Annotated in this window: 9 protein-coding genes; 4 read left to right on the top strand and 5 right to left on the bottom strand. The window is 71.4% G+C overall.

Annotated features, from left to right (window positions below):
- Positions 1-26: 26 nt before the first annotated feature.
- From WA640_RS12065 to WA640_RS12045, 5 genes are all read right to left on the bottom strand, one after another.
- A complete protein-coding gene (locus WA640_RS12065) occupies positions 27-2,063 on the bottom strand; it encodes a beta-galactosidase (RefSeq protein ID WP_335987894.1) in 2,037 nt (678 codons plus the stop codon).
- Between the two features lie 141 nt (positions 2,064-2,204).
- Positions 2,205-4,286 (bottom strand): glycoside hydrolase family 2 protein, encoded by a 2,082-nt coding sequence (locus WA640_RS12060; protein ID WP_335987893.1) that lies wholly within the window; start codon positions 4,284-4,286, stop codon positions 2,205-2,207.
- A 3-nt stretch (positions 4,287-4,289) separates the two neighbouring features.
- Complete coding sequence (locus tag WA640_RS12055; protein WP_335987892.1) at positions 4,290-5,150, bottom strand: carbohydrate ABC transporter permease; 861 nt, start codon at positions 5,148-5,150, stop codon at positions 4,290-4,292.
- A gap of 2 nt (positions 5,151-5,152) precedes the next feature.
- Positions 5,153-6,070, bottom strand: coding sequence for a carbohydrate ABC transporter permease (locus WA640_RS12050; RefSeq protein WP_106363558.1), 918 nt, complete (start codon positions 6,068-6,070; stop codon positions 5,153-5,155).
- Positions 6,067-7,422 carry an extracellular solute-binding protein gene (locus WA640_RS12045; RefSeq protein ID WP_335987891.1) on the bottom strand — a complete coding sequence of 452 codons (1,356 nt, stop codon included), beginning with the start codon at positions 7,420-7,422 and terminating at the stop codon, positions 6,067-6,069. Before WA640_RS12045 ends, WA640_RS12050 begins: the two co-directional genes overlap by 4 nt.
- An 82-nt stretch (positions 7,423-7,504) precedes the next feature.
- Here WA640_RS12045 and WA640_RS12040 point away from each other — a divergent pair, with 82 nt between their 5' ends.
- The 4 genes from WA640_RS12040 (at position 7,505) to WA640_RS12025 (ending at position 12,370) form a co-directional block, all read left to right on the top strand.
- Entirely contained in the window at positions 7,505-8,515 is a 1,011-nt protein-coding gene (locus WA640_RS12040; protein ID WP_335987890.1) for a LacI family DNA-binding transcriptional regulator, read from the top strand.
- Positions 8,516-8,623: 108 nt separating this feature from the next.
- Positions 8,624-10,291, top strand: a complete 1,668-nt coding sequence (locus tag WA640_RS12035; RefSeq protein ID WP_335987889.1) for a ricin-type beta-trefoil lectin domain protein — start codon at positions 8,624-8,626, stop codon at positions 10,289-10,291.
- A 67-nt stretch (positions 10,292-10,358) separates the two neighbouring features.
- Positions 10,359-11,201: an RNA polymerase sigma factor SigJ gene (gene sigJ / locus WA640_RS12030; RefSeq protein ID WP_335987888.1), complete on the top strand. Its 843-nt coding sequence runs from the start codon at positions 10,359-10,361 to the stop codon at positions 11,199-11,201.
- A 50-nt stretch (positions 11,202-11,251) separates the two neighbouring features.
- The gene (locus WA640_RS12025; RefSeq protein WP_335987887.1) at positions 11,252-12,370 is read left to right on the top strand and encodes an NAD(P)/FAD-dependent oxidoreductase; all 1,119 of its coding nucleotides are present in this window, start codon (positions 11,252-11,254) and stop codon (positions 12,368-12,370) included.
- Positions 12,371-12,387: the final 17 nt, after the last annotated feature.

The raw sequence follows: 12,387 nt of genomic DNA, 5'->3' as shown, positions 1-12,387 counted from the left end.
ACTCGGCGGGGCCCTTCGCGTCGTCGCTACGCGCGCGGGCGCTCGATCACCTTGGCGCCGAACGCGGCGAGTTCGACGGTCTCTCCGCCGGCCTCGAACGCGACGGCCTCCGGGGTGAAGTTGAGGACGAACACGTAGTCGGTGGTCCCGTCGGTGCGGACCTGCGCGGTGACGCCCGCCGGGAGGTCGGCGTCGAGGGCGCGCTCCACACCGGACTCGGCGATCAGGCCGCCATAGAAGTCGGCGAGGAAGTCGTCCCCGGTGCGGGCGGCGATGAAGTACGCCTTGCCCTCGCCGCGGCGGTTCACCGTCAGGGCCGGGCGGCCCGCGTAGAAGTCGGCGCCGTACGCGCCCAAGGGCTCGGCGGTCTCGGCGTGGATCAGCTCGCAGAGCTCGACGGCCTCATAGGACCGGCCGTCCCACTCGATCGCGTTGCGGTCCTCGGGGTAGAGGGCGTCGATCTCCTCGGCCCAGATCCCGAGGGTCTCGCGGAGCGGGCCGGGGAAGCCGCCGAGGAACGTGCGGTCGTGCTCGTCCACGTAGCCGGTCGCGTACGTGGCGACGAACGTGCCGCCGCGCTGCACGAACGCCTCGATCGCCTCGGGCACGCCGGGCCGCAGCATGTACAGCATCGGCGCGACGAGGACCTTGTAGCGGTCCAGGTAGCCCGGGGCGGCGATGAGCGAGGAGTCGATGACGTCGGTGGGCACGCCCTGCTCCCAGAACGCCCGGTAGTGGTCGATCACGGTGCGCTCGTAGGCGGTCCGCTGCTGGAGCATGCCCTTCTGGTCGTCCAGGGCCCAGCGCAGGTGCCAGTCGTAGACCACCGCGACGTCGGCGGGCGTGTCGGTGCCGACGACGCCGTCGAGCTCCGCCAGGCGGGCGCCGACCTCGGCCACGTCCTTGAAGACGCGGGTCTTCTCGGTGCCCTCGTGGTCGACGACGGCGCCGTGGAACTTCTCGGAGCCGCCGCGGCCCTTGCGGAACTGGAAGTACTGCACCGTGTCCGAGCCGTGCGCGACGGCCTGGAGCGACTGGAGCAGGTGCACGCCGGGCCGGTGGAGCTTGGCGACAGGGCGCCAGTTCGTGGCCGACGGCGAGGACTCCATGAGCATGAACGGCTTGCCCTTGAGGCCGCGCGTCAGGTCGTGGAGGAAGGAGGCGCGGGCGCCCTTGGCGGCGTCCTTGTCCGTGCCGGTCCACTCGGGGTAGGAGTCCCAGGAGACGACGTCGAGGACCTGCGCGAGGCGGTAGTAGTCGATGCCCGGGTAGGTGCCCATGAGGTTCGTCGTGCGCGGCACGTCGGGGGTGATCGCCTTGAGCGGGGCGGTCTCGTGGAGGTAGAAGTCCACGTACTGCTCGGTGGTGAACCGCATCCACTCCAGGTTGAGGCCGTGGATGTCCTGCTCGCCGCGCCCGTGCTCGGAGGGCGACTCGATGAGCGACCAGTCGGTGTAGGTCTTGGCCCAGAAGCCGGTCCACCACGCCTGGTTCAGCTCGTCGAGCGAGCCGAAGCGGCCCTGGAGGTAGGTGCGGAAGCGCTCCTGGCACAGGTCGCAGTGGCATTCGCCGCCGTACTCGTTGGAGAGGTGCCACACGCCGAGCGCCGGGTGGTCCTTGTAGCGCTCGGCGAGCGCGGTGTTGATCGCGGTGGTCTTCTCGCGGTAGACCGGCGAGGTGAGGCAGTGGTTGTGGCGGCCGCCGTGGAGGTTCTTGGTGCGGTCCCTGTTGACGCGCAGGACCTCGGGGTACTTGCGGCTCATCCACCCGGGGCGGGCGCCGGTGGGGGTGGCGAGAACGGCGGTGATCTCGTTCTCGGCCATGAGGTCGAGGATCTCGTCGAGCCAGCCGAACTCGTAGCGGCCCTCTTCGGGTTCGAGCGCGGCCCAGGAGAAGATGCCGACGGAGAGGGTGTTGATCCCGGCGAGGCGGGCCAGCCGCATGTCCTCCTTCCAGGTGGTCTCCTTGGTGGGGAGCCACTGGTCGGGGTTGTAGTCGCCGCCGTGCAGGAGGTGGGGGACGCGTCCGACGATTGGCGCGTGGCGGACGATCGGTCGATTCACGGGTGGGTGCTCCTTGAGCCTGGTCTGCTTTACCGGTACAACCTTGCCTGTACAAGCTAGGTCGCCCGGGGCCGGGTGTCAACGCAATCCCAGGGTCCGGACCGGGCCGGCGCCCCTTTTCGGGGCGCCGGCCATCGGGTCTCAGGCGAGGCCGGGGACCGGGGCGTCCTGGAACTCGCCGGGGCGGGCGCCGCGGCGGTTCGGGGGCTCGGTCTCGGCGGCGTCGAGGTAGGCGCGGGCGAGGGTGCGGCCCTCGTCGTCGGCGAGCCAGACGAGGAGGCGCCCGGGACCGGCGTGGGCCGGGACGGTGAGGGTCACGGCCGGTGAGAGCCGGAACGGCTCGGCCTTGACCGGGTCGGTGGCCGTCTGCGGCTGCGGGACGGCGATGCCGACCGGGGCCCCGGCGGGGACCCACGCGGCCTGGACGGTGCCGGAGGCGGCGCCGGGGCCGTGATGCGAGACGTGCACGTCGAGCGCGAAGGGCGCGTCGGGCGGCTCGATGTCCGCGCCCGCGGCGAGGGGCACCAGGTCGAGCACGAGCACGGTGTCGGCGTTGACGTCGGCGGGGACGGCCCCGCCCCAGTCCTTGGGCCGCCGGTCGGCGTCGAGGAGTCCCGCGGCCTCGTGCTCGACGTCGGCGAACTCGGTGTACACGTACCCGGCGAAGCGGTCGTGGCGGCGCAGCTCCTGGGTCTCCCAGCGCAGGTGCCAGGCCCGTTCGAGGCTGGTGAAGCCCTCGCCGTACTCGCTGTTGACGATGGGGACGCCCGCGCGCGGGAAGTCCTCGCCGCCGTAGAGCGACTTGTCGACGACGAAGTCGGGGCCGAGGCGGACCGGGAAGTCCTCCTGCTCGCCGGAGGCGAGCCGCGCGACGGCGTCCTTCCATCCGGCGATGCTCGGCTCGTAGTAGTGCCAGTCGAGGAGGTCGGTGCGCACGTGGGACCAGCCGGAGTTCTCGACGATGGGGCGGGTCGCGTCGAGGGCGCGCAGGGCCTCGTAGGCGTGGACGGCGGCCTCGGCGCGGGCGGGGCTGCCGGGGATGTCCCAGTCGAGGCCCCACTCCTCGTTGTACAGGCCCCAGATGACGATCGAGGGGTGGTTGCCGTCGCGTTCGACCATGGCGGGGAGCTGGGCCTCGAACGCGGCGGCGGCCTCGGGCGAGAAGCGGCTCGGGCAGGCGGGCTCGGCCCACACGAGCATGCCGGTGCGGTCGGCCTCGTGGAGCCACAGGGGCTCTTCGAACTTGAGGTGCTTGCGCACGAGGTTGTAGCCGAGGCCGCGGGCGAGTTCGAGGTCGCGCAGGAGCGCGGCGGCGTCGGGGGCGGTGAGGCCGGTGTCGGGCCAGTAGCCCTGGTCGAGGACGCCGCGCAGGTAGATCCGCTCGCCGTTGAGGTGGAGCTCCTCGCCGCGGGTCTCGAAGTGCCGCAGGCCGGTCGTGGCGGCGACGAGGTCGGCGGTGTCCCCCTCACCGGTGCGGACTTCGACGCGGTAGAGGTGCGGGTGCGCGGGGCTCCACAGGCGCGGGTCGCGGATCTCGATGCGGCCCTTGGCGATGCCGTCGGCGTCGGCGGTCAGCGCGACGGTCTCGCCGGTGTCGGCGGTCGCGGTGGCGGCGGCCCCGGCGGGGGCGTCGCCCGCGAGGCGCACGGTGACGTCGATGCCGGTGAGGCTGTCGCCGCGCAGGGCCACGGACTCGGCGTAGGTGCGGCCGCGGGCTTCGAGCCACACGGTCTGCCAGATCCCGGAGGTGGGCGTGAAGGAGACGCCGTCGTAGTCGTCGCGCGGGATCGAGCGCTGCTTGCCGTGGGCGATGGCGCGCTTGTCGGCGGGGGCGTGGACCTCGACTTCGAGGACGGCCGGGACGCCGGGGGCGAGGGCGTCGGTGACGTCGAACTCGAAGGACTCGTAACCGCCGGTGTGCTCGCCGATCACGGTGCCGTCGATGCGCACGACCGCGTGGTGGTGGACGGCCCCGAACGAGAGGACGACGCGGGACCCGGCCCATTCGGCGGGTGCGGTGACGGTGCGGCGGTACGTGCCGTGTTCGAGCCAGGTCCGCCGCACCCCCGAGGCACGGCTCTCCCACGCGAACGGGACCGTGATCGGGCCTGCGAAGCCGTCGGCGGCGAAGTCCCAGGCGCCGTTGAGGTTCAGCCAGCGCGCGGAGCGGTCGCGGTCGGGCCTCGGGTACTCCGGTCGCGGGGTTGCGGGTGGGAGGGTCATGCGTCAGCCTTTCACGCTGCCGGCGAGGATGCCGTTGATGAAGTGCCGCTGGAGCAGGATGAACAGCACCAGCAGCGGGACGAGTGCGACGGAGCTCGCCGCGAGCAGTTCGCCTGTGACCGTGGCGTAGTCGGCGCCGATGCGGTTGCCGGTGATGTTCTGCGCGAGGGTGGAGAGCACGACCTGGAGGGTCGCCATGCGCTCGGAGCTCGCGGCCACCACGGGCCAGACGAAGTCGTTGTAGATGTTCATGACGGTGAGGACGCCGAGGCCGGCGAGGCCGGGGCGGATGACGGGGACGACGACGCGCCAGAAGATGGCGAACTCGCCGCAGCCGTCGACGCGGGCGGCGTCGAGGAGCTCGTCGGGGACGGCGCTGATGACCTGGCGCATCCAGAAGATCGCGAACGCGTCGACCGCGCCGGGGAGGATGAGCGCCTGGTAGGTGTTCACCCAGCCGAGCTCCTTCATCTCCAGCAGCAGCGGGATGATGAGCACGATCGTGGGGAGCATGAGGGTGATGAGGACGGCGCCGAAGACGAGGTTCTTGCCGATCCACTGGTACTTCGCGAAGGCGAAGGCCGCGAGCGGGGCGAGGAACATGGTGGCGGCGCCCTTGAAGAGCAGCACGACGGCGGTGTTGAGGAAGCCCTGTCCGATGGGGACGTCCTGGAACATCGCGGTGTAGTTGTCGAGGGTGAACGTCCCGAAGTCGAACGTCAGCGGGGACCTGATGATGTCGTCGGCGGGCTTGAACGCGGACAGGAGCGCCCAGCCGACGGGGAAGAGGAACGCGACGAGCAGGATCATCAGGAGCACGTGCGAGCCGACGTGCGGGCGGGTGCGTTCCGGGTTGGCGGCCATCGTCAGTCCTTCGCTCGCAGCAGGCGGACGAACAGGAGCGACAGCGCCATGACGAGGACGACCAGGAGGAACGAGTTCGCCGCGCCGGTGCCGAGGTCCGCCCGGGTGATGTGGTTGTAGAGGTAGTAGCCCGCGGTGGTGGTGGAGTTGTACGGCCCGCCCTGGGTGACCACGAACGGCTCGGCGAACATCTGGAACACCGCGAGGGTCTGGAGGACCACGGCGAAGCCGATGGTGCGCCGCAGGAGCGGGACGGTGATGCTCCACAGCTGGCGGGTCTTGGAGGCCCCGTCGAGGTCGGCGGCCTCGTAGATCGAGGCGTTGATCGACTGGAGGCCCGAGAGCAGGATGATGACGATGAAGCCGGTGGTCTTCCACAGGAACAGGAGCGCGAGGGTCGGCTTGGCCCAGGCGCTGGTGGTGAGCCAGCCGGTGTCGGGGAGCCCGAAGAGGCCGAGGAAGGCGTTCACGGCGCCGTAGCGCTGGTCGAACAGGACGACCCAGATCTGGGCCACGGCGACGAGCGGCGTCACGAACGGGACGATGAAGGCGACGCGGTAGAGGCCGCGGAGCTTCAGTTTCGCGTTGTTGAGCAGGACGGCGACGAGGATGCCGAGGACCATCTGGACGGGCACGATGAGGAGCCACAGGACCGCGGAGTTGCCGAGGGAGGCCCAGAACGCGGGGTTGGTGAGCAGGTACGTGTAGTTGTCCCAGCCGACCCAGGTGGCGGCGCCGGTGCCGCGCCAGTCGGTGAAGGACAGGCGGGCGGTGAAGAACAGCGGGTAGACGCTGAAGGCGGCGAAGACCGCGACGAACGGCAGGACGAAGACGTACGGCGCGAGGCGGCGCCGCAGGCGCGGGCCGCGCCCGGCGCGAGGGGCGCGCCGGGTCGCGGGTGCAGCAGACAGCGCCGTCACTGGCGGTCGACCAGGTTCGTCTGGATGTCCTCGCTCGCTTGGGCGAGGACTTCTTGGGGCGTCAGGTCGCCGTCGAGCATCCGCTGGAGGTCGTTGCCGAGGTAGTCGACGGCGCCGGTCCACCAGGCGGGCGTGGGCGTGCCGCCGGGGATCTGGGCCCCGGCCTCGGTGGCGACGGTCCACAGGTCCTGGCCGCCGAGCGCGGTGATCCCGCTGTAGAGGGGCTTGGCGGGGTCGGCGGCGGGCGTGTAGCTGGGGATGGAGGTGGCGAGCCCTTCGGGGTAGACGTCGCCGGGGCCCCAGACGGCGGTGTACCCGGCCTCGTCGAACATGAGGAACTCGTAGAACAGCCACGCGAGGTCGGCGTTCTTGCCGTCCTTGGGGAGCACGAACGAGGAGCCGCCCATGGCGCCGGAGCGGGCGCCGCCCGCGTCCCAGGCGGGGAGCTGGACGGCGCGCCAGTCACCGGTGGTCTCGGTGAGGACCTGCTGCGGCGCGAAGGAGAACCAGATGGCCCACGGGTAGAACACCTGGTTGCCGTTGTCGAGTTCGGCGATGTCGGTGGGGGTCAGGTACTCGGCGCGGGTGCCGAGGCCCTCCTGCCGCACGGTGTCGAGGAACGTGAGGATGCGCTCGAACTCGGGGGTGTCGAGGCGGAGGTTCCCGTCGGCGTCGGCGATGGAGGTGCCGAGCTGGCTCGCGTACATCTCCAGCTGGAGCTGGCCGAGGAACGCGGACTGCTCCAGGTGGATCGGGGCCGAGCCGGGGACGGCGGCCTGGTAGTCGCGGGCGGCCTGGAGCAGGTCGTCGTAGGTCGCGATGGCGTCGATGTCGATCCCGGCGGCTTCGAGCGCGGTCGCGTTGTAGAACAGCAGGCCCGGGTCGAGGTCGAAGGGCACGCCGTAGACGCCGCCCGCGACGGTGTTGACGTCGAGCTTCTGCGGGGCGATGTCGGCGGCGTAAGGGGCGAGCACGTCGCTGAGGTCCCACAGGTAGTCGGTGAAGCCGCCGACCTTGGCGTCGTCGAGGAACACGCCGTCGGGCACGTCGGCGCCGGTGATGAGCGTGTTCTGGAGCTTCGCGTCGATGTCGATGGCCACGTGGTTGACGGTGATGTCGGGGTACTTGGCGTTGAAGGCGGCGATGGCGCCCTCGAAGACCTCGAACAGGTCGCCGGAGCGGTCCCAGACGGTGATCTCGCCTTCGGTGCGGTCCGGGGCCTTGAGGAGGCTGGACGCGTCCGACTCCTCGTCGGAGGCGATGTCGGGTCCGCACGCGGCCAGGGCGGGGGCCGCGGCGGCGAGCCCGGCGGACGCGAGCAGGGCGCGTCGCCGGAGGAGATGGCGTTGCATGGAACACTCCCTTGTGTGATTTTCCAACGTGTGCAAAACCTAGCACCCCTTTGCCGACGTTGCAAACGGTAGGATGGGCCGTATGCCGGCAACACTTCGCGACGTCGCCGAACTGGCGCAGGTCTCCGTCCGCACCGTGTCCAACGTCGTGAGCGGATACGCCCACGTCAGCGAGCGCATGCGCCAGCGCGTGCTCGCCGCGATAGAGGAGCTCGACTACCGCGCGAACCCCGTCGCGCGCACCCTCCGCACCGGCCGCACGGGGATGCTCGCGCTCGTGGTGCCCGAGATCGACGTACCGTACTTCAGCGAGCTCGCCCGGGACGTGATCGACGCGGCCGCGGAGTTCGGCTACCGCGTCATGATCGACCAGACCGGGCACGACCACGAGCGCGAGCGGCGCCTCCTCATGGGCGACGACCGGACGATGCTGTTCGACGGCATCCTCTTCAGCCCGCTCGTCACGAAGTCGGAGCTGCTCGACATGCACCGCTCCGAGCACATGCCGCTCGTGCTGCTCGGCGAGCACGAGTTCGACGGGCGCTTCGACCACGTGGCGATCGACAACGTGCAGGCCGCGCGGGACGCCGTGGCGCACCTCGTGGCGGCCGGGCGGACCCGCATCGCCGCGATCGGGGCGCAGCCTTTGGAGGAGTACTCGACGCCGCTGCTGCGCACCGCCGGATACGAAGCGGCCCTTGAGGAGGCGGGCCTGGAGGTCCCGGCGGCGTACGCGACTCCGGCGCCGCACTACAGCCGCACCGACGGGTACGAGGCGGCGACGGCGCTCATGGCGCTCGACCCGCGGCCCGACGCGATCTTCTGCTTCTCCGACCTGCTCGCGGTCGGCGCGATGCGCGCGGTCTTCGACGCCGGGCTGAGCGTCCCCGAGGACGTGGCGGTCATCGGGATCGACGACATCGAGGAGGGCCGGTTCGCGCGGCCCTCGCTGAGCACGGTCTCGCTCGACACGCCGTTCATCGCGCGGGAGGCGGTGCGCCGCATCGCGGCCCGGATCGACGACCCGTCGGTCCCGGCCGAGGAGGTCGTGGCCCCGCACCGGCTCGTGGTCCGGGAGTCCACTGGGGCCTGAGCGCGGCTCAGGCGCCCGATTTGCCCTCTTGCAACGTAGGCAAATTGCTGGCATGGTGTTTGCAACGTCTGCAAAGATGCGGGCGCACCCACTCACAGGAGGCAACCCATGACGGTGATTAGACGGCTGGCCGCTGCGGCGCGCCGCTGGGCCGTGCTGCTGGCGGCCGCGGTCCTCGCGGCCGCCGGCGCGCAGGCCCTCGTCGCGACCCCGGCGCAGGCCGCGTACCCGGGCACGGTGCTCTACTCCCCCAACCTGACCACGTACCCGAGCGGCACGGCGGGCTACCCGCGGGCCATCGGGCTCGAACACGACGGCTCGTCGAACGAGACGATGCTCGCCACGTTCGCCAAGGGCGGCCACAACGCCCCGACGAACCTCCCGATCTACCGCTCCACCAACGGCGGCGCCAGCTGGACCCAGATCTCCACGATCACCTCGAACACCCCCGGCTGGGACCTGGAGGCGCCCACGCTCTTCGAGGTCCCGCGGAACATCAACGGGCTCAACGCGGGCGACCTGCTCGCCGCGGGCACCGCCTGGGACGTCGGGAACTACTCGGCGCAGAAGGTCGAGGTCTTCAAGAGCACGAACGGCGGCGTCACCTGGACGTACCTGTCGAACTGCACGCAGACCTCCGGCGAGCCGAACACGTGGGGCCACGGCATCTGGGAGCCCACGTTCCTGGTGGCCGACAACAACACCCTCGCGTGCTTCATCTCCGACGAGCGGCCTTCCAACAGCGCCACCAACAACCAGAAGATCGCGCACTACACGTCGACCAACGGCGGCGCGACCTGGAGCTCCGGCATCCAGGACGACGTGGTCTTCCCGGCCGACAACCTGCTGCGCCCGGGCATGCAGACCTTCGCCGAGCTGCCCGACGGGCGCTTCGTCATGAGCTACGAGCTGTGCCGCGACGCCACGAACGCCGACCACGCGTGCGAGGTCTACATCAAGTACTCCGACGACGGCCTGAACTGGGGCGCGGCGGGCGACCGCGGCACCCTCGTGCAGACCTCCGACGACCGCGAGCTGCTGCACACCCCGTACATCTCGTGGACGCCCGCAGGCGGCCCGAACGGGACGCTGCTCCTCTCCGGCCAGCGCGTCGTGGCCGGGCCGACCGGGAACAAGACCGTGCTCGCCGAGTCCGGGACGGTGCTGTTCGCGAACCGGAACCTCGGCGCGGGCGACTGGTTCGAGGCGACCGCCCCGGTCACCGTGAACCCCACGGGCGGGTACGCCTCCGGCGTGCCGTCGTGCCCCGGCTACTCGACCCCGGCGATCCCGCGGGAGGACGGCACGAGCTACCTGTACCTCGCGGCGACCTGGCTGGGCCAGAACAACCAGTGCGAGGTGCGGTTCGGGATCGGCACGGTCCCGGGCGCGACGGGCGCGGTCGTGAACCCGCAGACGGGCAAGTGCCTCGACGTGGACACGAACACGGCCGCGAACGGGAACCGGGCGCAGATCTACGCGTGCGGGATCGCCTCGGGCCAGGACTGGTCGCGGTACTCGGACGGCTCCCTCCGGTCGTTCGGCAAGTGCCTCGACGTCGACGCGCAGGGCACGGCCAACGGCACGAAGGTGCAGCTGTGGGAGTGCAACGGCTCGGGCGCGCAGGTCTGGACGCCGCAGGCGAACGGATCGCTGCTGAACCCGCAGTCGGGCCGGTGCCTGGACATCTCGGCGGGCGGCACCGCCGACGGCACCGACCTCCAGATCTACGACTGCAACGGGCTCTGGACGCAGGTGTGGAACCTGCCCGCGTAAGGGGCGCATGAAGGAACGGGCCGGGGCCGCGGACGCGCGGCCCCGGCCTCTTTGTAGTCTCGGCCGCATGGACGTGTTCGAGGAGCAGCGTGGACTGTTGAAAGCGGTCGCGTACCGCGTCCTCGGCACGGTCACCGACGCCGAGGACATCGTGCAGGAGGCGTGGCTGCGCTGGAACGGCGTCGACGCCGCGGTGGTCGAGGACCCGGAGGCGTACCTGGTCACGGTGACCACGCGGCTGGCGATCGACCGGCTGCGGTCCGCGCAGGCGAAGCGGGAGTCGTACGTGGGCCCGTGGCTGCCGGAGCCGGTGCCCGCGGGCGGCGACGCCTCGGACCGGCTGGCGCTGGCCGACACCGTCTCGTCGGCGATGCTGCTGGTCCTGGAGGCGCTGTCGCCGCTGGAGCGGGCCGTGTTCGTGCTGCGGGAGGCGTTCGGGTACTCGCACGCCGAGATCGCGCGCATCGTCGACCGCAGCGAGGCGTCGGTGCGGCAGACCGCGATGCGGGCCCGCGAGCACGTGGAGTCCAAGCGCCGCAGGTACGACACCGACGAGGCGACGCGGCGGCGGGCCACGGAGTCGTTCATGGCGGCGTGCGCGGGCGGGGACCTCGCGGCGCTCCTGGGGGCGCTCGCGCCCGACGTGGTGCTCGTGTGCGACGGCGGCGGCCTGGCCCCGGCCCCGCGGCGGGCGCTCACCGGCATGGAGCTGGTCGCGAACGCGCTCATCTCGTTCACGAGGCGCATGCCGGAGGACCCGAGCGTCACGTTCGAGGAGGTCAGCGGCGGTCCGGCGGTCGTGGTCCGGTCCGGCGGCACCGCGGCGGCGGTCGTGATGCTCTATCTCGTGGACGGCGTGATCGAGGAGATCCACCTGGTCTCCAACCCCGAGAAGCTCGGCGCTCTGTGAATTAGGTCACTGCGCCTCACGAATGCGTTCCGGCGCCCGTCCTTGGGGGCATGAACGACATCCTCATCATCGGCGCCGGGTACACCGGCATGATGGCGGCCGTCGGCGTCGCCCGCCGCACCAAGGCCGCCCGCGTCACGATCCTCAACCCGGTCGACCGCTTCAACGAGCGTCTGCGCCAGCACCAGGCCGCCGCGGGCCACGAGCTCGCCGAGTTCCGCATCCCCGATCTGGTGGAGCCCGCGGGCGTCCGGTTCGTGCTGGGCCGGGCCGCCGCGATCGACACCGCCGCGGGCCGCGTCGTCCTCGACGACGGCCGCGACCTCCACTACGACACGCTCGTGTACGCGCTCGGATCGCGCACCCCGCAGGTGCCGAACGCGTACACGATCGACGACCCGAAGCTGGCGGTCGCCTTGCGCGACAACCCGACCGGGGTGTTCACCGTGGCCGGGGCGGGCCTGACGGGCATCGAGGCCGCCACCGAGGCGGCCGAGGCGTACCCCGACCTCAAGGTCCGGCTGGTCAGCCGCGGCGAGCCGGGCTCCATGATGGGCCCCAAGGCCCGCGTCTACCTTCTGAAGGCGCTCGACCGGCTCGGCGTCGAGGTCCGCACGGGCGTCAGCGTCGCCCAGGTGCTCCCCGACGCGGTGGAGCTCGACGGCGGCGAACGGCTCCCGAGCGACGTGACGCTGTGGACCACCGGCGTCCAAGCGCCCCCGCTCGCGGCCGAGGCCGGGATCGAGACCGACGCGACCGGCCGGGTCGTGGTCGACGCGACCCTGCGGTCGGTCTCGCACCCGAACATCTACGCGATCGGCGACGCCGCCGCGATCCGCCAGGCCTACGGCGTCATCCACGGCACCTGCCAGAGCGGCATCCCCTCGGGCGCCCACACCGCCGAGTCGATCGTGCGCGAACTGAAGGGCAAGGCCCCCAAGCCGTTCCGCTTCGGCTACATCCACCAGCCCGTCTCCCTCGGCCGGGGCGACGCGGTCATCCAGTTCACCAACCCCGACGACACCCCGAGCCGCTGGTACCTCAAGGGCCGCGCCGCCGTCGCCTACAAGGAGGCCGTGAGCAGCAGCCCGGTGAAGTTCTACCGCTCCCGCACCGCGATCCCGGCCCGCCTGACAGGCCGCACGGGAGGCCGCCGCAACCGCCTCTGAGCCGCGTGCGGGGCCGG

This window comes from Glycomyces sp. MUSA5-2 (genome assembly GCF_037034145.1).
Lineage (GTDB): Bacteria > Actinomycetota > Actinomycetes > Mycobacteriales > Micromonosporaceae > Glycomyces > Glycomyces artemisiae.
Note: the sequence above shows the minus strand (reverse complement) of the source record. Positions and strands in the feature narration are given on the sequence as shown.

Excerpts from the sequence above, each read along its gene's own strand:
- WA640_RS12055 (WP_335987892.1), bottom strand. The coding sequence starts at position 5,150 with ATGGCCGCCAACCCGGAACGCACCCGCCCGCACGTCGGCTCGCACGTG.
- WA640_RS12040 (WP_335987890.1), top strand. The coding sequence starts at position 7,505 with ATGCCGGCAACACTTCGCGACGTCGCCGAACTGGCGCAGGTCTCCGTC.
- WA640_RS12045 (WP_335987891.1), bottom strand. The coding sequence starts at position 7,422 with ATGCAACGCCATCTCCTCCGGCGACGCGCCCTGCTCGCGTCCGCCGGG.
- sigJ (WP_335987888.1), top strand. The coding sequence starts at position 10,359 with ATGGACGTGTTCGAGGAGCAGCGTGGACTGTTGAAAGCGGTCGCGTAC.
- WA640_RS12060 (WP_335987893.1), bottom strand. The coding sequence starts at position 4,286 with ATGACCCTCCCACCCGCAACCCCGCGACCGGAGTACCCGAGGCCCGAC.
- WA640_RS12035 (WP_335987889.1), top strand. The coding sequence starts at position 8,624 with ATGACGGTGATTAGACGGCTGGCCGCTGCGGCGCGCCGCTGGGCCGTG.
- WA640_RS12025 (WP_335987887.1), top strand. The coding sequence starts at position 11,252 with ATGAACGACATCCTCATCATCGGCGCCGGGTACACCGGCATGATGGCG.